The 24,165-nt window shown below is 37.2% G+C and carries 20 protein-coding genes and 1 riboswitch; of the genes, 14 read left to right on the top strand and 6 right to left on the bottom strand.

The features are described 5' to 3' along the window. Positions 1-12 precede the first annotated feature (12 nt). Complete coding sequence (locus KO502_RS02295; protein WP_216020946.1) at positions 13-963, bottom strand: SDR family oxidoreductase; 951 nt, start codon at positions 961-963, stop codon at positions 13-15. 184 nt (positions 964-1,147) lie between these two features. Here KO502_RS02295 and KO502_RS02290 point away from each other — a divergent pair, with 184 nt between their 5' ends. The 11 genes from KO502_RS02290 (at position 1,148) to KO502_RS02240 (ending at position 12,668) form a co-directional block, all read left to right on the top strand. After that, the gene (locus KO502_RS02290; protein ID WP_216020945.1) at positions 1,148-2,041 is read left to right on the top strand and encodes an AraC family transcriptional regulator; all 894 of its coding nucleotides are present in this window, start codon (positions 1,148-1,150) and stop codon (positions 2,039-2,041) included. Between the two features lie 221 nt (positions 2,042-2,262). Continuing rightward, complete coding sequence (locus KO502_RS02285) at positions 2,263-2,652, top strand: MAPEG family protein (RefSeq protein WP_216020944.1); 390 nt, start codon at positions 2,263-2,265, stop codon at positions 2,650-2,652. Between the two features lie 39 nt (positions 2,653-2,691). Further along, complete coding sequence (locus tag KO502_RS02280) at positions 2,692-3,204, top strand: histidine phosphatase family protein (RefSeq protein WP_252730455.1); 513 nt, start codon at positions 2,692-2,694, stop codon at positions 3,202-3,204. 108 nt (positions 3,205-3,312) lie between these two features. Next, entirely contained in the window at positions 3,313-3,921 is a 609-nt protein-coding gene (locus tag KO502_RS02275; protein ID WP_216020942.1) for a DUF2780 domain-containing protein, read from the top strand. A 207-nt stretch (positions 3,922-4,128) separates the two neighbouring features. Then, a riboswitch (TPP riboswitch) is annotated at positions 4,129-4,226 on the top strand. 155 nt (positions 4,227-4,381) lie between these two features. Then, positions 4,382-6,391: a phosphomethylpyrimidine synthase ThiC gene (gene thiC / locus KO502_RS02270; protein WP_252730454.1), complete on the top strand. Its 2,010-nt coding sequence runs from the start codon at positions 4,382-4,384 to the stop codon at positions 6,389-6,391. A gap of 361 nt (positions 6,392-6,752) precedes the next feature. Then, the gene (locus KO502_RS02265; protein WP_216020941.1) at positions 6,753-8,063 is read left to right on the top strand and encodes an FAD-dependent oxidoreductase; all 1,311 of its coding nucleotides are present in this window, start codon (positions 6,753-6,755) and stop codon (positions 8,061-8,063) included. Continuing rightward, a complete protein-coding gene (thiS, locus tag KO502_RS02260; protein WP_216020940.1) occupies positions 8,047-8,259 on the top strand; it encodes a sulfur carrier protein ThiS in 213 nt (70 codons plus the stop codon). The genes KO502_RS02265 and thiS overlap by 17 nt, the downstream gene beginning before the upstream one ends. A 5-nt stretch (positions 8,260-8,264) precedes the next feature. Then, complete coding sequence (locus tag KO502_RS02255; RefSeq protein ID WP_216020939.1) at positions 8,265-9,059, top strand: thiazole synthase; 795 nt, start codon at positions 8,265-8,267, stop codon at positions 9,057-9,059. 172 nt (positions 9,060-9,231) lie between these two features. Then, positions 9,232-10,851 (top strand): thiamine phosphate synthase, encoded by a 1,620-nt coding sequence (thiE, locus tag KO502_RS02250; RefSeq protein WP_216020938.1) that lies wholly within the window; start codon positions 9,232-9,234, stop codon positions 10,849-10,851. Between the two features lie 360 nt (positions 10,852-11,211). Then, positions 11,212-11,871, top strand: coding sequence for a PEP-CTERM sorting domain-containing protein (locus tag KO502_RS02245; RefSeq protein ID WP_216020937.1), 660 nt, complete (start codon positions 11,212-11,214; stop codon positions 11,869-11,871). Positions 11,872-12,206: 335 nt separating this feature from the next. Beyond that, the gene (locus KO502_RS02240) at positions 12,207-12,668 is read left to right on the top strand and encodes an isoprenylcysteine carboxylmethyltransferase family protein (protein ID WP_216020936.1); all 462 of its coding nucleotides are present in this window, start codon (positions 12,207-12,209) and stop codon (positions 12,666-12,668) included. Positions 12,669-12,760: 92 nt separating this feature from the next. On the opposite strand, the gene KO502_RS02235 is transcribed toward KO502_RS02240, so the two are convergent. The 4 genes from KO502_RS02235 to prsT form a co-directional block, all read right to left on the bottom strand. Continuing rightward, the gene (locus KO502_RS02235; protein WP_216020935.1) at positions 12,761-13,336 is read right to left on the bottom strand and encodes a cohesin domain-containing protein; all 576 of its coding nucleotides are present in this window, start codon (positions 13,334-13,336) and stop codon (positions 12,761-12,763) included. Between the two features lie 95 nt (positions 13,337-13,431). Further along, positions 13,432-16,014, bottom strand: coding sequence for an ExeM/NucH family extracellular endonuclease (locus tag KO502_RS02230; RefSeq protein WP_216020934.1), 2,583 nt, complete (start codon positions 16,012-16,014; stop codon positions 13,432-13,434). Positions 16,015-16,459: 445 nt separating this feature from the next. Next, positions 16,460-17,080, bottom strand: a complete 621-nt coding sequence (locus tag KO502_RS02225; RefSeq protein ID WP_252730453.1) for a peroxiredoxin family protein — start codon at positions 17,078-17,080, stop codon at positions 16,460-16,462. Between the two features lie 122 nt (positions 17,081-17,202). Then, positions 17,203-20,016, bottom strand: a complete 2,814-nt coding sequence (prsT, locus tag KO502_RS02220) for an XrtA/PEP-CTERM system TPR-repeat protein PrsT (protein WP_216020933.1) — start codon at positions 20,014-20,016, stop codon at positions 17,203-17,205. Between the two features lie 400 nt (positions 20,017-20,416). On the opposite strand from prsT, the gene KO502_RS02215 reads away from it, so the two are divergent. The 3 genes from KO502_RS02215 to KO502_RS02205 all read left to right on the top strand — a co-directional run bounded on the left by KO502_RS02215 (position 20,417) and on the right by KO502_RS02205 (position 23,382). Next, positions 20,417-21,136 carry a PEP-CTERM sorting domain-containing protein gene (locus tag KO502_RS02215; RefSeq protein WP_216020932.1) on the top strand — a complete coding sequence of 240 codons (720 nt, stop codon included), beginning with the start codon at positions 20,417-20,419 and terminating at the stop codon, positions 21,134-21,136. Positions 21,137-21,528: 392 nt separating this feature from the next. After that, a complete protein-coding gene (locus KO502_RS02210; RefSeq protein WP_216020931.1) occupies positions 21,529-21,735 on the top strand; it encodes a cysteine-rich CWC family protein in 207 nt (68 codons plus the stop codon). Between the two features lie 147 nt (positions 21,736-21,882). Next, positions 21,883-23,382 carry an FAD-dependent oxidoreductase gene (locus KO502_RS02205; RefSeq protein ID WP_216020930.1) on the top strand — a complete coding sequence of 500 codons (1,500 nt, stop codon included), beginning with the start codon at positions 21,883-21,885 and terminating at the stop codon, positions 23,380-23,382. Positions 23,383-23,410: 28 nt separating this feature from the next. Here the strand turns inward: KO502_RS02205 and KO502_RS02200 are convergent, their stop codons facing one another. Beyond that, positions 23,411-24,091: a phosphoglycolate phosphatase gene (locus KO502_RS02200; RefSeq protein ID WP_216020929.1), complete on the bottom strand. Its 681-nt coding sequence runs from the start codon at positions 24,089-24,091 to the stop codon at positions 23,411-23,413. Positions 24,092-24,165: the final 74 nt, after the last annotated feature.

Below are 24,165 nucleotides of genomic sequence, written 5' to 3'. Positions count from 1 at the left end.
GAGTTGGCAGAGTTAAAGCAGCCAATTAAACGAAGTTTCTTTTTCAGAAAGTGTCCATAACTTAGCTAGCACATCTTTGTTTAAAACAAATGGTTCAAGCTTACATTCACCTACGGGGCCGCCAAAATTCATTACTCCTGTTGGGCCGTAATATGCTCGTTCTTTTAAGTTATCTTCAGTGGCGCACATCACCTCTGGGTAAGCACCTTTTTCAGCGGTCTGCGCAAGTCCTATTTTCACCATAAATGCCCAAGATAATCGTGTTGCTAAACTAGCACTTTCTCTAATTAATGACGTATTTGATGCGCCCGGATGACAGACATAAACCTTGACATTTTTACCTGCTGTTTTGACTTTTTCTTGTAGTTCATAAGCAAACATCATTTGTGCTAATTTACTTTGGCTGTAAACTTTATTTGGGTGATAGTTTCTGTTCCAATTCATATCTTCAAACTGGATTGTTCTTAGTCCCATTTTGTGACCTTCACTCGAGACCACGACAATACGCCCCTTTGATTCTTCAATGCGAGAAAATAACAACCCGCACAGTAAGAAATGTCCATAGTGGTTGACACCTAGCTGGCTTTCAAAACCGTCTACGGTAATTTCTTGCTTAGCAATTTGTGCGATTGCGCCATTACAAATAAAGGCATCAATTTGAAATTCTTTCTCCAAAACTTCTTTCGCTGCTTTACGCACTGAACTAAGGTTCGCTAAATCCATCTCTATGAAGCTCACTTCTACGGTTTCGCCAAATTCATTTTTTAGCTCAGTAATTGCAGCTTCTGATTTTACTGGATTACGATTTAGCATTACCACCTTGGCACCTTTCGATAACAGTATGCGTGTTGCTTGAAATCCTGCGCCAGTATTCGCGCCTGTAATTAGATAGTTCTTCCCAACAAGTGAGTCAATATTTTCTGGCGCCCAACCTTTAGGGCCAAATTGATTTTTGATAGTCATGATTACCTTCCAACTTATCGTTAATGATAAAAAGCTAAAGCTTCAATATAAGTGCACTATAAAATCAATTTAATATAATAAATAGGCTGAATAATCGCTAAAAAATGCCTATTTGTATCACTGTGTTGAGTGAGTAAGTGTTTGGTGATACTTTGAGTTAACTTTATTTTACGATGTAATTTTTATGAGCAAAGCATTAATTGAACACTTTATTAACATAAGAGTTAGCGCAAGCGGTTTAATGGAAACTGGCGTTAATGGGGTGCAGTTATTTAGGATTACAGAACCCATTAACTGTGCACCTGCAGTTTATGAACCTTCAGTAACGGCAATTGTCAGTGGCAATAAAGAAGCGATATTGGATGGGAAGAAGCACTTTTACGATAACAAAAAATACATCTGTTGCACTATGTCGATGCCAATTGAAACTGGTACACCTGAAGCATCAATAGATAATCCTCTGCTGGGTGTCTACATTTCACTAGATACAAGAGTGATGACTGAGCTAGTGCTTGAGATGGAAAGTACAATAGGCATATCTCGTACGCCTAAAAACAGCTTACATCCGCAGGGGTTATCAACATCACAATGGGACCAAGCTTTTACTGACGCGCTTTATCGGCTTTTGCTTGTTACAGATAACCCCGCTGACCTAGCAATACTTGGTGATAGTAGGTTGCGTGAGCTTTATTACACGATATTAAAAGGTGGATCAGGAAACGCTTTTAAGCGTGCATTTGGCGTTGGCAATGAAATTGCTCGCTCGATTGAATTCTTATCATCTAATTTAAGTGATGTAATGACTATTGAAGATATGGCAGATCAAATTGGCATGAGCCGAGCGGTATTTCATCGTAAATTCAAACAAGCGACCAATATGTCGCCAATGCAGTTTGTAAAATCAATGCGGCTAAATAATGCGGCAACGAAAATAGCAGGAGGGACGAACGTAAATGTTGCAGCAATGGAAGTTGGTTATGTAAGCTCATCTCAATTTAGTAGAGAGTTTAAACGGATGTATGGACAGTCGCCAAAGCAATGGAGCAAATCAAATGAGCGAGTTGAAAACACCCCATAACGAGCGAAGATAGTGATTCATTATTAGTGTTTTTAGCAAACATATTGTAAGTATTATTTTGTAAATTAATACTGAAGAATAGACATTTATTTGTGCGTATACTTCTTACATAAACTATGGGATATTGGCGTTACTTAAATACAACTGTTTTTCAAAGATTACTTATAAATACTAATTAGGTATCAAGTTTAGACAGTTAAAAGAACAGACAAGGAAGCTTTATGTTTATTACCATTTATTATGCTGCGATTCTCGCATTAGTTTATATATATTTAACATTTAAAACGATTGGTGCACGTAGGGTTGCTCGTGTTTCAATTGGTGATGGTGACAACAATAAATTAAGTAGAGCGATAAGAGTGCATGCTAACTTTGCTGAATATGTGCCGTTTGCGATTGTGCTTTTATATTTTCTTGAAACACAACAGACTAACTCAGTGCTTATGCATATTCTTGGCGCATCTTTATTAATCGCGCGGGTTGTTCATGCTTACGGTGTGAGCCAAGAAAATGAAAACCTGAAATTCAGAATTTTTGGCATGATGACGACCATTAGCGTTATGGTGTTCACGTCAGTATATCTCTTGTACATAGGTATGTTTTTTCTTTAAGTCGTTATGCAAATCACTTTAATTAGACATGGCAAGCCCATGTCTGCTATTAATCCTGTACTTAATGCTGCTGATTATACTCAATGGGTTAAACGCTATAATGCTTCTATGGTGGCTGATAATAGTCGACCTAAAGTAATTGATCAGCAATTTAACTCATTTTATTGTGTTGCTAGCGACTTAAAGCGCGCCGTACATTCTGCTCAAATTTATCTTGGTAGATCACCTCAAGTTACCGATAAGTTGTATCGGGAAATGGAAATACCGCGTTATAAGTTACCGTTTAAATTAAAAGCTTGGCATTGGGTTTATCTTTCAAGAATACTTTGGCTACTTGGTGTTAAAGGACCGTTTGAGTCTTTTTCACAAGCTAAAGTTCGCGCAAATAAAGCCGCGGAACAATTAATTTTATTAGCTGAAAAGCATGACAATGTGGTGTTGTTTGCTCATGGCGTGCTTAATCGTTTTATTAGACAGTCACTCATTAAACAAGGCTGGTCTTTACTCTCAAAAGATGACAAATTCTGGGGCGTTAACCATCTAAAACGATAAGCCGTTAAATTATTGATTACTTGCTAGATATTTACTCATTATTTTGTAATAACTGCTGTATAATCTCACTATTAACAATCTTAATTCATGAAACAAAGGATAAAATTTATGAAAAGAATATTTTTATTACTAACTCTTACTGTACTAAGTACTTCAGCGCTAGCAGAAGAAAAAAGCTGGTTTGATAGTGTTAAAAGCTTTGTCGGTTTAGAAGAAACTAAAGATGAAGTGTCAGCTGAAAAAAATGCCATGGCAGAAAAATCCACAGTAGCTGCAGCTAAAGTTGAAGATACAACAGCTACAGCGAGCAAAGGCTTAGTTGATATGTTAACAAGTTCGTTAAATGTTGACAGTGAACAAGCATCTGGCGGTATGGGAGCAATTTTTAATTATGTAAAAGGCAATGTTTCAGCAGATCAATTTGGTCAATTAGCTGAAGCTGTACCTAATATGGATGGCCTTCTTGACAGTATGCCTGCAATCAGTAGTTTAAGTGGTGACTCTAGCGAAGGCTTAGGTGGTTTACTTAATCAAGCATCTGAGTATAGCGACACATTAAAAATGATTAATACAGTGAAAAGTCAATTTGAAGCTTTAGGTTTAGATTCTGAAATGATCAGTCAATTTGTATCTGTAGCAAGCTCTTATTTTGATAGCAATGATGGTGCTGACGCTAAAAATATATTAACTGAAGGTTTAGGTAAACTACTAGGTTAATTTTATTTAATCGTTACGCTATTCAAGCTATATAGTTCTTTATAGTGATTAAAATAACGCCTCTTCGTGAGGCGTTATTTGTTTCTGATATATCCTTTCTATTAGCTTTAGATATTATTACTTGCTATATATCTAATTCTCACGTTAGAATCTCAGCGTGATTTGTTACCTATTTGTAAAACTACGGTTTTGTATAACGTAATCATCACACACTTGTCGGAGTGCCAAAGGCTGAGATCGCGAAAGCGGGATCCGTAAAACCTGATCAGATTAGTATCTGCGTAGGAAACAAGAGAGAATGACTAAGCCTGTGCGCTTAATTTCTAACAAACTCTTTTTGCCTCTTCTGTTTACTTACTTAGCAATAAGTAGGAATTAATGACAGAAAACTCCGCCTATTTTTATTTTATTCTGACCTTTACTTAAAAGGGCTCAGAAAAACAAAAACAAGGTGCGATCCATGACTAACCCAATAGACGATAATATTGTTAATGCTGCAGAAAGTTCTGCTGAAAAACCTGTGAAAAAACCACAAACTCGCCGCGAAAAACGTGAAGCGGCAGCAGCATTTTTAAAAAATGTTTCAGACCAATCGTTCCCTAATTCTAAAAAAATATACGTGCAAGGTGAAATTCACGATATCAAAGTCGGTATGCGTGAAATTACCTTAACGGATACTTTAGTTAGTGGCAGTAAAGAAAATCCTGTTTACGAAAAAAATGAGCCACTTTGTGTTTACGATACTTCAGGTTTTTATACGGATGAAAACGTAGATATTGACGTACACAAAGGTATTCCACGTTTACGTGAAACATGGATTGATGCTCGCGACGATGTAGAAAAATTCACGACAACCCACTCAAAATTTGCGCAAGAACGTCTTGATGATGAAAACGTTGACGAAATTCGCTTTGAGCACTTACCAACCAAACGTATTGCCAAAAAAGGTAAAAACGTAACGCAAATGCATTACGCACGCCAAGGTATTATCACCCCAGAAATGGAATACATTGCTATTCGTGAAAACCTAAAGCGTCAAGAAGTAAAAGATGAAATTTTACTACAGCAGCATAAAGGTCAATCTTTTGGTGCTAGCATTCCTGAGCAAATCACCCCTGAGTTTGTTCGTGATGAAGTCGCTCGCGGTCGTGCAATTATCCCAGTAAACATTAATCACCCTGAATGTGAGCCAATGATCATTGGTCGTAACTTCTTAATTAAAGTTAACGCCAACATTGGTAACTCAGCCGTTACTTCAAGTATTGAAGAAGAAGTTGAAAAACTAGTATGGTCAACTAAATGGGGCGCAGATACGGTAATGGATTTATCGACGGGTCGTAACATTCACGAAACCCGTGAGTGGATCATGCGTAACTCGCCAGTACCTATTGGTACCGTGCCTATTTATCAAGCACTTGAAAAAGTAAATGGTGTTGCTGAAGACTTAACGTGGGAAATTTTCCGTGACACGCTGATTGAGCAAGCAGAGCAAGGTGTTGATTACTTTACGATTCATGCTGGCGTATTATTACGTTACGTACCAATGACAGCAAAACGTGTTACAGGTATTGTTTCTCGCGGTGGCTCAATCATGGCGAAATGGTGTTTAGCGCATCATAAAGAAAACTTCCTTTACACGCACTTTGAAGACATTTGTGAAATCTTAAAGCAATACGATGTGTCATTCTCATTAGGTGATGGTTTACGTCCTGGTTCAGTGGCTGATGCCAACGATGAAGCACAATTCTCAGAGTTACGTACTTTAGGTGAATTAACCCAAATAGCTTGGAAACATGACGTACAAACTATTATTGAAGGTCCAGGTCATGTACCACTACACATGATCAAAGAAAACATGGACGAGCAATTAGAGCATTGTGGTGAAGCGCCTTTCTACACATTAGGCCCATTAACTACTGATATCGCTCCAGGTTACGACCACATTACTTCAGGTATAGGTGCTGCTAATATTGGCTGGTACGGCTGTGCCATGCTTTGTTATGTAACACCGAAAGAGCATTTAGGTTTACCAAACAAAGAAGACGTTAAAGAAGGTTTAATTACCTATAAAATCGCTGCCCATGCTGGTGATTTAGCCAAAGGTCATCCAGGTGCGCAAATTCGCGATAATGCGATGAGTAAAGCGCGCTTTGAATTCCGCTGGTACGATCAATTCAACATTGGTTTAGATCCAGAAACCGCTAAAGCTTACCACGATGAAACACTTCCACAAGAGTCAGGTAAAGTAGCGCATTTTTGTTCAATGTGTGGCCCTAAGTTCTGTTCAATGAAGATTTCACAAGAAGTACGTGATTATGCGGCTGATCTTGAAGGTAAAAATGCCATTAAGATCCAATTACTGGATGAAACTATTACGTTAACTTCTGACGAAGCCATAGAAAAAGCAATGCAAGAAAAATCGGCTGAGTTTAAAGCAACCGGTAGTGAAATTTACCAGTTAGCTGATTAGTTAACTAGTTGATGTAGTGTAAGTTAAATCAGATTGGTTTAACTTACACTTTAGGTAAACAATGGATCTTCGATCAGAAACTTCGAAGATGACGAATTAGACCGTGATTTGTTAACTATAACAAGTTGCACTTGCACTCTTTACGTCATTCCCGAGTTATCTTGTCGACGTGACAGGAAGAAGTCACGTGTTTTTGAAGTGATATAAAACTGGATCCCCGACAGGAGACTTCGGGGATGACGAATTAAGCAGGTGAGCTTTATGATCTTTCTGTCATTCGAACACTGTTTGGTATTTTATCGTCATTCCCGAGTTGTCTTGTCGGGAATCCATTGGTTGAATTATCTTTGATGGATATCTTATGAATATTGCCATTGTTGGCGCAGGGTTAATGGGGCGTTTACTTGCACTTTCTTTACTAAGAAAGCAGCAAAGTGACCCCGTTACTATCACGCTTTTTGATAAAGATACTAAACAAGCACACAACAGTGCTGCTTATGCGGCTGCGGGTTTGTTAACGCCGTTAGGCGAATCTTTACATTGTGAGCCGAATATTGTTGAAATGGGCTTTAAGTCATTAGCGCTATGGCCAACTATTCTTGATAGCTTGCAAGAGCACACCATATTTCAGCAAACTGGTGCGATTATGGTTAGTCACGAGCAAGACAAAGGTGATTATCAGCGTTTTGTTCGGCACTTAAAAAATAACTATCCTGATGACCCTGTGCAGACTTTAGATCGTGCAGGGTTAACGGCACTTGAGCCAGAAATTGGTCGCAGCTTTAATCAAGGATTATACCTGCCTGAAGAAGGGCAGGTGGGTAATCGCCGTTTATTAATCGCTTTGCGTAAACAGCTTGAACTTGAAAATGAAAATGAAAACGACACGGATAGCGAGTTAAATAAAACAGGTAAGATTACTAGCAATAAATTGCAATGGTTAAGCGCATGTACGGTTGTTGATATTGAAGTTTCTATAAAGCTTAGTACAGTAAAATACTTACATAATAATGAAGAGCAAAGTAGACAATTTGACTTGGTTATTGACTGTCGAGGCACGGGCGCAAGTCTTAAAAATAGTCGAGTAGCAAGTACCTCAAACAGCAGTTCTACAGACAGCTCAAACAAAGACTGTGCGCCGCTAACTGATTTACGTTCAGTGCGTGGTGAGTTGTTTCAGTTGTTCGCACCAGACGTTAATATTTCAAGACCAATCCGCTTAATGCACCCAAGGTATCAGCTATACATTGCACCCAAAGGTAATGGTTATTATGTGGTTGGCGCAACTGAAATTGAGAGCGATGATATGTCACCGATGACAGTACGTTCGGCAATGGAGTTACTTAGTGCCGCCTATAGTGTGCATCCAGGTTTTGCCGAAGCGAATATTCGTCAACATGTTAGCCAATGCCGACCTGCCTTTAGTGATAATCAACCCAAAATAATAGTGCAAGATTCACTAATTCAAGTGAATGGTTTATACCGCCATGGCTATTTAATTGCACCTGTAGTACTTGAGCAATCACTCGCCGTCATTACTAATTTTTTAAATAATACTAATAACGCATTGCCACATAACGATTTACTACCTGTAACTGTTACAGGGCGTGAAGAGCAGGCGCAATTAGCTAAAGTATCGAAAGAAGAGCCAGAACATGAACATTCATATTAACGGACAAGCTTATCCCATTAGTCAAGCAGAAGGCATTAATGTTAGTGCCGCGCTAACCTTTCATTTTGAAACGCCTCAGCAAAGTACCTTTGCAGTAGCGCTAAATGGTGATTTTGTCGGGAAAGCCGATTACGACACAACGCTAGTGAAAAGTGGCGATAGCCTAGATGTGTTACAACCGATTCAAGGTGGATAAAAGTTATGTCGTTAAATATTTACGGAACCCAATTAGACAGCCGCTTACTTATTGGTAGCGCGCTTTATCCGTCACCACAAGTAATGAAACAAGCGATTTTAGCTAGTGGTTCAAAAGTGGTTACCTTGTCATTAAAAAGACAAAACCCGAATGAGCAATCAGGTCAACAAATCTGGACCTATATTCAAGATATTATTAGCGAAACTAACGGTTATTTATTGCCAAATACTGCAGGCTGTAAAACCGCAAAAGAAGCGGTAACGCTCGCGAAAATGAGTCGAGAAATATTTCAAACCGATTGGATAAAACTTGAAGTGATTGGTGATGATTATAACTTACAACCTGATCCTATTGAGTTATTACAAGCTACTGAACAGCTTATTACTGATGGTTTTAAAGTGCTGCCTTATTGCACCGACGATTTAGTATTATGCCAACGTTTATATGATTTAGGTTGTGAAGTGATCATGCCGTGGGCATCGCCCATTGGTACAGGTAAAGGTTTGATGAACCCGTATAACCTTGAAACTATTCGTTTACGTTTGCCTGATGCGACACTGATTTTAGATGCTGGCATTGGTAAACCATCGGATGCGTGTTTAGCCATGGAAATGGGTTATGACGGTGTTTTGCTTAATAGCGCAGTAGCGCTGGCTGATAATCCGACTTTGATGGCGAAAGCATTTGCGCAAGCGTTACAAGCAGGGGAGCAGGGTTACGTAGCAGGTATAATGCAACAACGTCAAACCGCACACCCATCGACGCCGACCCTAGACACACCTTTCTGGCACCAGAATTAATTTATTTTTGCTGTAATACCGAATAACTTCGTCAAAAGTACTCATTGACTAGCGTCAACTCCGTGCTATTTCCTTGCTCTTCGGTATTACAACTTCAATAAATGTAATTCTTAATATTTGCGCTTAAATAATTTAAACCAGAATTTAAACCTAAACTTTAGAACAATAAAACATGAACCATTTAAACAAGAAAAAACCAATCATCTGGACCATTTCAGGTAGCGATTGCTCGGGCGGTGCAGGTATTGCCGCTGATATTAAAACAGGACATGGTTTAGGTGTTGAGGTTTGCCAACTTATTACCGCGAATACGGTGCAGAATTCTTTTCAACTCATTGCTGTTAATGCGGTTTCAGTGGATATATTAGCGCAGCAGGCAGATATCTTATTAGATGATAAACCGCCATCGGTCATCAAAATTGGTTTACTAGCAAATGCTGAGCAAGTGCAATGGTTAACGCAATTATTGATTGACTACAAACAACGCTTTCCTAACTTACTCAGCGTTTATGATCCCGTTGGTCAAGCCAGTGTTGGCGGTAGCTTTAATGCGATGACTATGTGGCAATTAACGCCTTTATTACAACAAGTTGATGTAATTACGCCGAACCTGATAGAGGCGAGAAGCTTAGCGAAGAGTATTACGGATATTACTAAAAATGGTATTGTTACTATTAAGCAACTTGCTGAAACTATTCATCACGAATATTCTATTACGTCGGTTATTATTAAAGGCGGGCACAGTAATGATGAGCTAAGCAGTAGTGATTATTGCTTGCACCAATTAAATCAATTGAGCCTTGAAAAACAAGACAACCAAGACAAAACTAAAGCGCCGATTAGCTATCAGCTAAGTTCGCCACGTATTAATACATCGTTTAGTCATGGTGGCGGTTGCAGTTTTGCTACAGCCTTAGCAAGTTTTCTCGCGCAAGGTTATTTATTACGAGATGCGTTTACCTTAACAAAAGCTTTTATTACCCAAGGTTTAGTGGCTAGCGCTCCTGTAAGTGAACAGGTTAATAGTTTAATAGGTCGCCAATATTATGGTGCGTTTGAGCAACAAGGTTGGCCATGTACAGCCTGTTATTTTCCAAAAGTTGTTGATGAGTTAAGTAAGCAATATGTAAATCTACCTGCCTTTAGTTCACTTGATTTACAAGATGAAAAACTCGGCCTTTATCCTGTAATCGACTCACTTTATTGGTTAAAACGTTTATTACCTTTAGGGCTAGAGATTATTCAGCTGCGAGTAAAAAACGTCTCAAGTGATGAGTTGGAACAGATAATTATTGAGGCGGTTCAATTAGCAAGAGATTATAAAACTCGATTGTTTATTAATGATTATTGGCAGTTAGCTATTAAGCATGGCGCATATGGTGTGCATATTGGTCAAGAAGATTTACAAGATGCGGACTTATTCGCAATACAACAATCAGGCATTCGTTTAGGGATAAGTACCCACGGTTGTTACGAATTTTTATTAGCGCAACAATTACAACCATCTTACCTTGCGATTGGTGCAATATTTCCGACTAAAACCAAAGACATGACCGGGCAAATTCAAGGTATTGATAACTTAACGCAAGTCTTGGCGTTAAGACCTAAAAGCCTTGAGCAACAAATACCTGTGGTAGCTATTGGTGGAATTACGTTAGAACGTGCGCCCGAGGTGAATGCAACAGGTGTTGAAAGTATTGCTGTGGTTACCGCGATAACTGAAGCAGAGAAGTCGCACGGTATTTCACCCGAGCAAGCAGTTAAACAACTGCAAGGTATCATCGTCTGTTAGGCGCGTTTAAGTTCAAACCCTTCGGTTCCTTTGCCTATAAGCGCTAATAAATTCACTGAAGCGACTAACAGGCTCACTGCCCCATTAGTTAACCGTTTGAATAATTGGTGTTTTTGTTTAAATTGGGTGCTGTAAGTTTCAATCTGACTTAATTTATTTAATCGTGTCGGTTTATTTTACATATATTAACTTCACAAAAAATATAAAAACCTATCCCTCTGAATAATATACATTACATGTCATTGGTCTAAAAAATGCTTGGTACGACATGCGCCTGATATTATATTTTTGAGAATTTTCTGTACAGAAGACTATATTCGGCACAAGTATTAACTACATAAATATTATATGGAGATAAATATGAATATTAAACTTTTTATAAAAACACTCACTCTTATTACCTCTTTATTTATAATGAAAGTCCAAGCTACACCAATAACGTATGATGGTATTGAGTTTTCTGAAGGCGCGGTTTCATTTGCAGATGTGATAGTGGATTATACAGAAGGTACTGGTGTAAGTGATGCACATAACAATCCATTAGGTGCTATTGGGGCTCCTGATTTAGGGAGTAATGATACATGGGTTGCTCTTGGTGGTGCTGGTAGTTTAACGGTACAATTCACTGATAATTCTCTTACAACTTCTGGTGATGCTTCTTTAGATTTATGGGTTTTTGAAATTGGTAATGCTATTGAGCCAGCAAATGTAGATATTAGTACGGATGGTTTTTCATGGTTTTCTGTAGGTACTGTTGGTGGAGCTACAGATGGCATTGATATCGATGCTTTTATTGGCAGTGGGGTTATCTTAGATGAATTATATAGCTTTGTAAGGCTTACAGATTTAAATGGTGGCTTAAGCGGCTTTCCATATGCTGGTGCTGATATCGATGCCATTGGAGCTATTACTTCAGCTGAAGCTGATCCAGATTTAATAGTATCTGTTCCTGAGCCTTCGACACTTGCAATTTTTGCATTAGGAATTTTTGGTTTAGCATCACGTCGATTTAAGAAATAATATTAATAATTTCTTAAATATTTCAACTCCAAAAACATCAATTTTAATGGTTGGTGTTTTTGTGTTTCTAGTGATTGGTGAATTCTGATTTAACTATAATTTTTTCTATCTAATGATAGAAATGTGGTCTTAGTTTTCATCAGGTTTAACAGGTTATTGTCAAAAAACTATACTTAATAGGCTCATGTTTTTAAATATTTTTAACGTCTACTTTGGTATCTAAATTTTCGTTCGGTAGCACTGATGAATGAAGTTTTCTATAGTCAACGCTTATTAATAATGTTGATAGTGAATGCTTAAAGTGAATGTGAAAATCAGTTTCAGAAGGGATGTTGATGGCTTTTTTAGAAAATAAAATACCGCCGCCTTTAGTCGGAATAATCATTGCCGCGATTATGTGGTGGTTAAGTACGGTAACTCCGGTTATTACCATATCGCAACTCATAAAATTTTCGTTAATTGGCATTTTTATCTGTATAGGTGCTTTCTTTGATCTTGCTGGGGTAATTTCCTTTCGATTAGCTAAAACTACCGTTAATCCTTTAAAACCTGACAAGGCGAGTTCCTTAGTCACCTCAGGTATTTATCAATATACTCGCAATCCTATGTACGTTGGTTTTGTTGCGTTTTTGTTAGCTTGGGCGAGTTTTTTAGGCTCAGTATGGAGTGTGGCGCTAATCGGGTTTTATATTGCTTATATTCAACGTTTTCAGATAATGCCTGAAGAAAGAGCATTAACCGTTTTATTTAAAGAGGAGTTTATCGCCTATAAAAATAAGGTGCGAGTTTGGCTTTAATTAAACGTCAATTAATAAAAAAGCTAACTAAGAGCTCACTTAGTTAGCTTAATATCATTAACTTTCCTTGAACTGTTAGCAAAAGCTAAGTGTTAACTATTACGTTTTTTGCGTAGTGAAAAAAAGCCACAAGCAAGTAATATTAATAGTGCGCTATTCGGTGCTGATACTGCTACAGGTCCATGCGCAGATACCGAGTTGTAGTTATTATCAGCTAGGTATAAATCATCAACACCAAAAGAGACGGCTTGTTCAGTTAATGCTGAAAAACGCATTTGACCTAAGCTGAAGTTAGAGCCTGGTACGTCAATAGCGTCTAACCAAGTGCTAAACACTGTGATTGAACCCGACATAAACTGACTTGCATCGGCAAAGATTGCTGAGCTTAATACCGAGTTGTCGAAAGTAAATTCATCAAATGATAATGCTGCATCATCAAAGCTGATGTCGAAACCAAACTCTGCCGCTTCAGGGTTAATATTATTAATCATCACGTCAACTAACACGCTGTCTCCAGTGCCGTAGCTTGCTTGGTCAGGCGTAAAAGTGATTAAATTGGCGTTAGCTGTTGTACTTAACGCGAAAGACAAAAATAATAACGCGCCTGTAGCTACTGATTTAATTGATTTGACAGGCTTAGTTGTGAATATAGCCATTAAGTTTTTCATATGTTAGATCCTTTAATTTGGTATTTATTGCCTTTATTCCTCATTATCGAGTTGAGGAATAAAGACGTAGTTTGTGTTTGTAATAGTTTTATTATTTATTCAGCGATACAGCGATTTCTTGTACAAAGCTGCATGAAACCGCGCACATCTAATCTTGATATTTGACCATCATGATTAAAGTCGAAGTTCATGTCTGTTAACGCTTGCGTTGCTACTTGGCGATAAAAAATGGCGATGTCGTTATTATCAACATCTTGATCGTTATCAAAATCGCCAAATACAGGTTCTACTACCGCGGTGCCTTCAAGTTTAATATCAATAATCACAGGATCGTGATCTGAAGAGCGGTAAGCGTCAGGCGCATAAAACTTAGCTTGTTGACCTGCAGATTGAAATTGCGTGCTGTAATCAAGGGTGCGAGGTTCGTCAGCATTGATTGACCAAGAATGGATATCAACTATTTGATTCAGTAATTCATCATTGGCAAGGGCATGATCAAGTTGTCCTAATTCGCCATTGAATATATAGCCATAAGCACCTGTTTTATTCAGCGCTGCAAAAATATTGTGGTAGCCTTGCGTTGCTAGTGTAGTGATTGGATCTTCTTTAGCGTAAGCGTTTAAGTCACCAATAATTAAACTAGCTTGCTCTGGGTAATTAGTATTTAAGAAATTGCCCATTGCGATAGCTGCGCGAGTACGTGTAAGGTTACAATTACCTTGACCATCATTAAGATCAGGGTCATTTAATGAATTACAGTCACTACCTTTTGATTTTAAGTGGTTAACAGCAATTACTACTGATTGCTCGTTGCTAAGTAATGCAAACTGTTGCGTTAACATTGGACGGTTTTTACTGTCTAAAAACAATACCTGCCCTTGTTCATCAAGAGTTGAATTACTGCTATCAAGTACTTTTGCCATACCTTGTGGTACAACTTTATCAGTACGATAAATAATACCAACAGTGATTGCATCACTGCCTATGGTTGGTGTAGTTGGCGTGATAAATTGATAAACATTTTGGCCATGAATATCGTTTAAGCCCATGACTAAATCAGCAATAGCTGATTGAGCATCAAAACCATCATTTTCTATTTCCATTAAGCCAATAACATCAGCGTCAATTTGACTAATGGCTTGGACGATTTTGTCACGTTGGCGAGTAAATTCTTCAGCCGTGTATGCCCCTCGAGCAGTAGGAAAGCCTGCGCCAGTGCCATCACCGTTAAAATAATTTAATACGTTGAAGCTAGCAACGCGTAAGTTACCTTGTTGATCATTAGCTGGCGCTTCTGTACGTGGGTTAGCTGCGGTAAATTGTACGGCTGCTGTCGGTAATAATTGATAAGCACCAAAGCTGTAAGTTAATACTGCAGTTAGGTTTTCAACAGTATCACCAGAGCGAACTGTATTTAACGCCGTTAATTCAGGTGCAGGGAAAGGTAATACCTCAGGATTTTGGCTTGTTTCGCCATCATCTAAAATAATCACTTTTTGTTTATTACTTGCCGCAAGTGCTTGCGCTTCAACACCAGGTGTTGCTATTTGTGTTGGGTTAAATAAACGTTCACTTGCTAAACCTAGTTGACCGTAGCGACCGTAATTATAGGTGTCGGTAACATATAAAGGTTGTTTGAAGTTAACTAGCATGCCTTCATAAGGCTCTAATACATCAACACCATCAGCTAAATTAAGCGCTGGCGCTGGTAAAGTTACTTCAACAGCTGTTGGTAAACTTACGTCTGACTCACAAATAATAAGCTGTTCAACGGAAGACAGTTGAGTTTGTTCGTAGTGCTCAGATACTGTTGCGTTAATACGCACTCTATCACCAACACTCACCATGGTATTGTTATGGTAAACAAAAACACCTTCAGCACTTTCAGCTAATAAATCTTTTTCGTTGTCAGCGCTTTGTATGAAGAAACCGTTGTAACCGCTTTGTTGGAAGTTAGCCGTAACTATACCTTCACTCCAAAGGGTTTCACCAACTAATGGACTAGTATCGGTTGTACCTTGAATACTGTGGATTGGGGTGAAATCTGTACCACAAGCAGCGGTTTGCTCGTTACCTGAATTATCCTCGCCATTGTCACCATCTTCGCCATTGTCACCAGAGCCATCATCACCAGTAAAAATATGGCTTCCTAAATTGCTTAACGTGTCTTTAGAGAAAGCTTGCCACTCATCACTTGGCTCAAATTCATCGTTACTGTTAACGTCACCGTTATTGATAGCGGCAAGGCGTACTAAGCTATGATCTTTAGTGGTAATGTCACCTGCTCCCCATTGACTACCAGGGTCTTCACCGACACGGCCAAAACTGTCAATAACAACATCGTTATGAACAAGCTCAATAGCATCATCACCATTATGTAATAAACTACCTGTTGTTAGGTCAACGGTTGCGCTGCTATCAATATCGTTATGAGCAATAACAAAGGTGCTGTATTGGCTAATATTACCTGAAAGATTGATAACATAATTTGCTGTGCTATTACCATTTTGATAAAGCTTTAATTGGTAATTTGATAAGTCAACATTGCTGTTGCTTGGGTTATAAAGTTCAATGGCTTTATTGTAACTGCCACCTTCAACATATTCTGAAATAAACAGCTCTGCACTTGCAGAAAACGACATACACACGCTTAACGCGATAAGTGATAGTTTTTTCATTACCTTGCTCCATGGATTTAATTAATACCAAGTCCGTCAAATTGCTGATCACCTGTACTGGTTAAAATAAGTAAATCCTGCGTTGCTCTCAATCGCAATAACCAGTTATTGCTCAATCAAGCGCCTTGTATTTAAATATTTTTCTTGCGCACAGCTAGACCAGAAACTTATCGGAATTGGTATCATTCATTAATAGATAAAAGATTAACCAGCCGTAGAAGAATAAAAAAACATCATTAATTATTAGTGACGATAATGTGTAATTTTTGTTAACGAATTTAGACAGAAAAAATACTAGGCAAAGAATTTTACAGTGCGTTTTTAAAGTATCGTTGTGGAATAATTTGAAAAAATAAGAAAATTACTTTTAGGAAGAACAAGGTGAGGGTTGGTAATAGTAAATGAGCTTTCATTGCGAAAGCTCATTATCCGATAAACACTAATTTTATTTATTGAGTTGCATATACAAGTCAGAAAATTTAACGCGATCTTTATAACCTTCAAAGAAGTACTTGTGTACAATTTTACCTTCGTTATTAATAACGACTACACCAGGGTATGGAATACCATAGTTGTCATCGCCCATCGCATAATCTTTATTAAGAATATTATAAGCTTGCATTGTTTGTGCTTTTTGATCTGATAAAAGTGGGTAGCTTATAGTTTGTTCTTTAGTAAATGTTTGTAAAATATCGGCATTATCATAAGAAATTGCCGCTAATCCATAACCTAAATCAGTAAACTGTTTTGCTTGTTGATTTAATTCTATTAAATGTTTTTTACAATACGGACACCAATCAGCAGAACGAAAAAATAAAATGATTAACCCTTTGTCCGCACTTAGTTTTTTAATATCAGTGCTTTGATTTTCTAAGTTAAGCACCGAAATTTCAGGTGCCATTACACCAACTTTAGGACCTATATTCATATCTGCTTTAGCAAAAGCGTTATGCGAAAATAAGCACAATATAGCAAGCATTGCCATTTTTTTAGCTAAGCTTTTCGTGAGTGTAACAGTAAATAATTTATTGCCTGTTGGTTTGTTGAAAAATGAACGTGATTTCATATTGATTTAGCCTCTTGAAGTATCTTTGTTATTAGACCGCTTATTGAAAGAAAAATTTCAGCAAACGATATAAATTACCTATAGTTGAACTTAATTTTTGTTTACTCAGCTTTAAAGCAAGCTTATTGCCAACTCGCTAATAATGTTATTGCTTCGTGCTTTTCAGGGTAGTCTTGCGGGCTATTAACGGATTCAATTAGGTATTTTTTGGCTTCAACCTTGCGGTCTAAAGCGAAAAGAGTTGCTGCAATATGATATTTTATTTCAGCATTATCATAGTCTTTAGTGAGTGCTATTCTAAATAACGCTACTGCTTGATTGTGTTCACCCATGCGACTTTTAAGCCAAGCAAGAGTGTCGATAATCGCAACATTTTCAGGTAGATAACTATAGGCTTGTTCGGCATAAGCTTTTGCTTTTTCGGTATTACCAACGGCAAATTCTACACTGGCAGCATTATTTAATAAAATAGGTAAAGGGCCATAATTCTCTATAAGCTGACCATATAAATCGCTTGATTTTTTTAATAAATTACTGCCTTTATAACTATCTGCTAAGGCTATGCCCGCTAACATGTCATCAGGATATTTTGCTAACCACTTTTTTAATGGCGCGATAGCTTTTCGTACTGAATTACTTTGTTTATAGCTACGATATAAACCCAAAATCGCTTGTTTTTGATCGGATGCTTGTAAGGCTTTTTTGTAAAAAGTAATCGATTTTTTAGTATCATCTAACGATAAGTATAAGTCACCTTTGAAAACATAAGATAAACTGTCGCTTTTAGTTAGATCGGCAATTGATGATATAAGGCTCAGCGAAAAACTTTCATTTTTATTTTTAATGGTTAAATTGACTAGCCCTATGTAAGCAGGTAAGTAGGTATCATCTGCGATAATAGCTTGTTTATAAGATTTTTCAGCACCAGTGATATCTTGAGCGGCTAACTGCGCTTTAGCTAATACAATTAGCGCCTGGGCTTTATTAAGAGACTTTTCTACGTAATCTCGAAATACTAATATTGCTTGTTGGTGTTTATTTTGTTGTTGATATAGTTTTGCAAGGGTTAACAAACCTTCAGGGTCTTTAGGGTTTAAGCCGATGTAAACATCAAGTAAATCAACGGCTTCAGCAAGCTTACCTTGGTTAACTAAAATACGGCTTAATTTACTGACTACAGAAAAGTTATTAGGATCTTGTGAGTAAGCTTTTTGAGTCCAAAGCAGTGCGTTTTCAATATCATTTTTAAATAAATAAGTGTCAGATATTTCGGTCATTAATAGCGTGTTTTTATCAAATGTAGCGAGTTTACTTTGTAAAAAAGTTAACGCTTTATCACTATTACCTGCAATATTATCCATGCGCGCTATATGTACCATAGAAGTAATATTATTTGGGTCTAATGTTAGTGACTTATCAAAAGCCGATTTGGCTTCGACTAGTTGATTATTTAATCCATATAAAGAGCCAATACGTTGTTGTAAAAAACTGTCATTAGGAAAGTCGGATATCAAGTCCTTGGCAATTTTAATCGCAGACGAATAATTTTTAGTATCTTGATATGCGTCCATGAGAAGTAGTTTTATTTGTGTACCATTTACGTCATTGTCTTTAACTGCCAATAAAGCGTCAATGGCAGCAGTATAATCTCCAGATTGCATTTTACTGCGCGCTAAATAACTTATACCAAGGGTTGAGTCAGGATAGGTATTAACAACTTTTTCAAAATAAAATTGCGCTTTGTCACTCTGTCCTAATTGTAAATATGTAATACCTAGTAAAGTTAAAATATCAGGATTATTAGGGCGAGCAATGTTCGTTTTTTGTAGTAGATGGCGAGCAGAGTTTAGCTGGCCTTGCTCAATTTCAATACTGGCGATCATACGAACAGTATCAATATCAAACTCTACATAACTCAAGTAGCTTGTTAAGTATCTATGGGCATCATTTAAGTTGCCGAATTGAAAGTTTGTTAAGCCAGCTAAAAAATAGTAATCAGGAGTCGTTCGCATGACCTCAGGGGGAACTGCAGCTAAAGTGGCAATAACTTCAGTTAATTTGTTTTTATCATCAGTACCGGAAGTTGTTTCAGTATCGCTAGGTAAACTGGCATTAATAATCGCCTTTAAATAACCTGCCCTTGGCTCGTTAGGGATTTCCTCTAAGATATAATCTACATGGGGTTGCGCTTGTTCATATTGTTTTAATTCTAAAAGCAGCATTGCTTTAGTTAATCGTGCTGATAAATGTTTTTCATTGATCAGTAGTGCTTGATCTATAGCGGTTAAAGCACCTTTGCGATCTCCTAGGCGGTGTAATATTTTAGATTTTACTATCCAACCATTTATAAAAGGCTTGGCATTGTCGAGTGATTTATCTATATAGTTAAGTGCAATATCAACTTGTGCTTGTTGTAATGCTATTTGCGCTCTTCCAAGTAAAGCAAATTGATTATTAGGCTGTATAGCTAATAAATTAATAAAAGCTTTATCTGCTAATTGATATTGTTTTTTGCCAATATAGGCTTGCCCACGTATAAGTAATAACTCACTTTCTATTTGAGAGTTACGTTGCCCCAGAGTGGCTATTTGAATAGCTTCATCATACTTTTTTTGAAGAATATATGCTTTACCGTAAAGAGTAATTAAGCGATCATTATCTACTTTACCTTCTCTTGCACGATCAAGCTCAACTTCTGCTGCTGCTCCGTTACCTTGATTAATCAGCACTTGTGCCATTAGCACACGAGATGGCATGTGTGTGGGATCTTCTTGAATAATATTTTTTAGATGGATAATGGCACTTGGGTAAGCTTCATTTTGAAAGGCAATTAAGGCTTTTTCGTAACTAGCATTAATATTGTCATTCGCAAAAACAGACGCACTAATAAAAAATAACGAGAGTATAAAATTTTGTGATTTTTTTGTTGTGTTCATGTTACACCGTTTTTAAAAACTGTTTTAATATGGCGACAGTTGTATTTATAGTGAGATAATAGCTAAAACTAAAGGATATTGATAGCAACCAAAACACAGGTTATCTAAAAAACATCATTGATTATAAAAGCTTATAGTGTAATCGCTAGTTAGTTATCTATGAGATTATATGTCAGTATTTTTTACACAAAGCAACTTTATCCTGCTATTGTATTGGCGTATAATTACTAAAGTGTTGTTAAATGGCGACATTAATTTGTTGGAATGAAAATTGCTTTGTTTTAACTATATTAATTGGCAATAAGTATTAACAAGTATTTATTCTATATTTCCCTATTAAAAGTGATTCTTTATGACTTTAATTAAAAGTGTATTTAAAATTTTAGTTGTGACGGCTTTTTTGTCGTCTGCTAATGCAGTAGCCGCAGATTTTCTAGTCAATACTACAATAGATGATTCTGGTGATAAAGTTAATGGTTCTGAGTCAATATATGGTATTGATAGTATGAATATAAGTTCAGTTGGAGATTTAATTACAGTTGATATTTATACTAACTTTGTAAATTCTAATAATAGATATGATGCTAACGACGGAAGAATTGTTTTTGGTGATTTGTTGATCAGTACTCAAGGGGCAAATAGTCCATTTGATTATGCTTTTGTTTTATCTGACGGTAGAGAAAGTAATTATAGTAATAACAGTAAATGGAATACTAAAGAGAAAAATAAACAAGGTACATTAACTGAGATTAGCTCTACCATTACATCAAAAGATTATCATGGTGCAGATAGTTATACATCATCAGGCGAGGTGATGGCTGGAACTGCTGTAGGAAATGGTACAGAAGGTGATTGGTCTACTACTAATTATGGACGATATACTGGACTGACAGATAAAATTAGCTTTAGCTTTAATGTTAACGGCATTGATGCTTTTCAAAATGCATCTCAATTAGCATTTAGTTGGGGTATGTCTTGTGCAAACGACATAGTAAGTGGCATAGCCAATGTTACTAATCCTATTAAAGTACCAGAGCCAGCGACTGCATTACTTATGTTATTGGCGTTAGGTTTTATGGTGAGTCGTCGTAACAAGAAAAGTAGCTATTTTTCGGCATAGTGCCAGTGACTATTTCTTGAACATTCAGTCATCTTAGCTGGCTAGTTATTACCTAAAAACGACCGTAAGGTCGTTTTTTTATAGCTGATGAAAAAGCTAACCAGTAATAATACCAATCTCACAAACTAAATGATCATTTATATGGGCTAAAACCATTAACTACAGCGTTATTTAATAATTAACGCTGCATGGATGCAGCTTATTAGACATTGCAGGAGCAATTGTCCTGAACAACTAGTGATTAAATAAATGCCTTGTATTTAATGATTTTATCTCCGTCTAAAATAGATCACTTAATTAATGAAACGGGTATAACTATTCTTTTTTTCTCTATTTACGTTAACATTCATTCTTTGGGTATAAGCACAATAAATTAAGGTAGCGTCAAAACGATGATTGATAAGGTTGATGACAGTATCTGTCCTTTATGTAACAAAAGTAATCGTTGCGATGTCAATGCTAGTAAAGGTTGTTGGTGTATGAATAGTAATGTACCGCAAACGTTATTAGATAAAATTCCATCTGCGTTACAAGGTGTTAGTTGTATTTGTAATAATTGTATAGAAGCGTATTATCAAAAAAATAAGCGTGAAACCTAAAGCTATGTAGCTTTCTTTAAAAAAGGAAACAAACATGTTTATTAACAACTTAAATCATTTTTTTTAATGATCCCTCTACGCAAATCATACGTATCAACGTAAAATAGCTTTATTAAAGTATTTACTTTCGAAAAACTCTCGCATTCTATGAATAAAAGTTCAATCACAGAGCAAGCCTTATTAAATACTCGCACTAAAATTGCTATCCTTGGTGGTGGTGTTGCAGGGTCAACTATTGCATTACGTTTTGCTGAGTTAGGCTTAGATACAACCTTGATTGAAAAAGGACCGAGCTTGGTTAATGGTCCACCTATTTGTCATTTACATGCGGGCGGTAATTTATATCGTGAAATATCAGATGAACAATGTTTAACGTTACTCAAGCAATCTATTGATACCGTAAAAGTGTATCCACAAAGTGTTAATATCAGACCAACCGTTATTGCTTTACCGAAAACAGATCACGGCCAACCGATGGACTTATTACCGCGTTTAGAAAAATTACGGGATCGATATAGTGAGTTAGTTGAGCAAGATCATCGTAATAAAGTATTAGGTGAGCCGGCAGGTTATTTTAGGTTTTATTCGCGCACAGAAATTGATGCGTTAGTAGGTAAACCTATTCCTAGTAAGGCCACGCGAGCTAGTGACTGGTTAATTTCATTTGCTAATTGCACCGATTTAGACAAACTTAAATTTCCTGTTTTATTAGTACAAGAGTATGGTTTATCAGCCTTTCGTTTTGCGGCTATTGCTAGCTTAGCGATAGAACGTTTACCGAGTTGTCACTTACAAACCAACAGCCAAGTTATCGCGGTTAAAGCTAATGAAGATAACTTGGGGTGGCAGGTATCTATTAAACAAAGCGGTAGTGAAGTTATTCAGCAGCAACAGTTTGATTATGTGATCAATGCTTGTGGTTTTAAAAGTGGTGAAATTGATGACATGGTTAGCGCCAAGCGCCAACGTATGGTGGAATTTAAAGCCGCTTACGTAGCACATTGGTCGCAATGTAAAGGTTTATGGCCAGAGATTGTTTTTTACGGAGAACGTGGCACACCGCAAGGCATGGCGCAATTAACGCCTTATCCTGATGGTTATTTTCAGCTACATGGCATGACCCAAGATATTACTCTTTTTGATCAAGGCTTAGTAGCTAGTTCACTGCAAAGTGCGCAACCGAAATTAGCGCCGCAATTTATTGAAAAAATTGATAAAAAGTGGCCGGAGCAATTAATTCAAAACAGAACATTGGGTTCAATTGAGCATATGGCGCAGTTTGTTCCTGAGTTTAGTTCCGCCACTGTTGCGGCAAAACCTTTGTTTGGCGCACAGCAAATACCTGGAGAAGATCCTGATTTACGCGCTGCAGATGTTTCTTTTCATGGTAAACATTATGCACGTGCAGAAATTGTCAAAGCTTCATCGGCACTTGCCGCATCCGATGCAATTTTAGCGAACTTAGTTGAGTGTGGACTTATTGATGATGTTTTAACTAGTGAAGGGGCAGAGATAGTCTTAAAAGATTACCTAACTGAACATTACTTTCCGGTAAGTCAGCAATGTTCAGATAGTGAAATAACCGAGCGGGCAGTATTGTTAGCTAAGCAGCGTGATTACCCTGTGGCGTTAGCTAAAAACTTATAGCTTTACCTATTTCTATTTTGTCTATTAACTAGTTTTGAAGCGCAGCGGTAAACTCAGCAAACGTATCAAAACACCATTGTGGATTATAATTAGCGATGTCCTCACCATAATTATACCCATAAGTTAATCCCACACTGTCCATACTCGCAGCTTGTGCGGCTAATATGTCATTTTTAGAATCACCTATCATTAAACAATTTTCTGTTACTACATTAAGTTGTTCTACGGCGTAAAATAATTGCGCAGGATGTGGCTTTTTCTCGGCAAGTGTGTCGGCGCCAATAATTATTTCAAACAGTCTATCAATACCTAAACCTGATAATATTGGTTGAATAAACTCTACCGGTTTATTGGTAATAATGCCAAGGCGAAAACCTGCAGATTTTAAAGCAACTAAGCCTTCTTTTACATCAGGATATAACACAGTTTCTACACACATTTGTTCACGGTAATGATCTAAAAAAAGCGTTACTGCTCGTTGCGCTAACTCACTATCTAATTGGCTATCAATAGTTGCTGAGCCAGATAAACCACGCGCTACCAATGTTTGTGCGCCATTACCTACCCAGCTACGAATAGTGTCCTGTGCAAACTCAGGCTTACCTAGGTCAGATAAGGTTTTATTTAAGGCGGCAGCAAGGTCTGGAGCACTGTCTACTAAGGTTCCGTCTAAATCAAAAAGTAATACTTGTTTGTTTGGTATGGTCATAAAGAGCTCTTTGGAAAAGTTATGTTCATTGTCTGTCATTATACATTGAAGGTATGTCATTTTGTTGATCTTGC

The organism is Colwellia sp. E2M01 (assembly GCF_018860585.1).
Classification (GTDB): Bacteria; Pseudomonadota; Gammaproteobacteria; order Enterobacterales; family Alteromonadaceae; genus Colwellia.
The sequence above is the reverse complement of the archived record's forward strand: the minus strand, read 5'-3'. Positions and strand labels throughout refer to the sequence as shown.

What these genes read in the sequence shown, in the direction of transcription:
- KO502_RS02205 (WP_216020930.1), top strand. Translation starts at nt 21,883, where the DNA reads ATGAATAAAAGTTCAATCACAGAGCAAGCCTTATTAAATACTCGCACT.
- KO502_RS02265 (WP_216020941.1), top strand. Translation starts at nt 6,753, where the DNA reads ATGAATATTGCCATTGTTGGCGCAGGGTTAATGGGGCGTTTACTTGCA.
- KO502_RS02210 (WP_216020931.1), top strand. Translation starts at nt 21,529, where the DNA reads ATGATTGATAAGGTTGATGACAGTATCTGTCCTTTATGTAACAAAAGT.
- prsT (WP_216020933.1), bottom strand. Translation starts at nt 20,016, where the DNA reads ATGAACACAACAAAAAAATCACAAAATTTTATACTCTCGTTATTTTTT.
- KO502_RS02290 (WP_216020945.1), top strand. Translation starts at nt 1,148, where the DNA reads ATGAGCAAAGCATTAATTGAACACTTTATTAACATAAGAGTTAGCGCA.
- KO502_RS02240 (WP_216020936.1), top strand. Translation starts at nt 12,207, where the DNA reads ATGGCTTTTTTAGAAAATAAAATACCGCCGCCTTTAGTCGGAATAATC.
- KO502_RS02235 (WP_216020935.1), bottom strand. Translation starts at nt 13,336, where the DNA reads ATGAAAAACTTAATGGCTATATTCACAACTAAGCCTGTCAAATCAATT.
- thiS (WP_216020940.1), top strand. Translation starts at nt 8,047, where the DNA reads ATGAACATTCATATTAACGGACAAGCTTATCCCATTAGTCAAGCAGAA.
- thiC (WP_252730454.1), top strand. Translation starts at nt 4,382, where the DNA reads ATGACTAACCCAATAGACGATAATATTGTTAATGCTGCAGAAAGTTCT.
- KO502_RS02225 (WP_252730453.1), bottom strand. Translation starts at nt 17,080, where the DNA reads ATGAAATCACGTTCATTTTTCAACAAACCAACAGGCAATAAATTATTT.
- KO502_RS02230 (WP_216020934.1), bottom strand. Translation starts at nt 16,014, where the DNA reads ATGAAAAAACTATCACTTATCGCGTTAAGCGTGTGTATGTCGTTTTCT.
- KO502_RS02280 (WP_252730455.1), top strand. Translation starts at nt 2,692, where the DNA reads ATGTCTGCTATTAATCCTGTACTTAATGCTGCTGATTATACTCAATGG.
- KO502_RS02255 (WP_216020939.1), top strand. Translation starts at nt 8,265, where the DNA reads ATGTCGTTAAATATTTACGGAACCCAATTAGACAGCCGCTTACTTATT.
- KO502_RS02275 (WP_216020942.1), top strand. Translation starts at nt 3,313, where the DNA reads ATGAAAAGAATATTTTTATTACTAACTCTTACTGTACTAAGTACTTCA.
- KO502_RS02245 (WP_216020937.1), top strand. Translation starts at nt 11,212, where the DNA reads ATGAATATTAAACTTTTTATAAAAACACTCACTCTTATTACCTCTTTA.
- thiE (WP_216020938.1), top strand. Translation starts at nt 9,232, where the DNA reads ATGAACCATTTAAACAAGAAAAAACCAATCATCTGGACCATTTCAGGT.
- KO502_RS02200 (WP_216020929.1), bottom strand. Translation starts at nt 24,091, where the DNA reads ATGACCATACCAAACAAACAAGTATTACTTTTTGATTTAGACGGAACC.
- KO502_RS02285 (WP_216020944.1), top strand. Translation starts at nt 2,263, where the DNA reads ATGTTTATTACCATTTATTATGCTGCGATTCTCGCATTAGTTTATATA.
- KO502_RS02295 (WP_216020946.1), bottom strand. Translation starts at nt 963, where the DNA reads ATGACTATCAAAAATCAATTTGGCCCTAAAGGTTGGGCGCCAGAAAAT.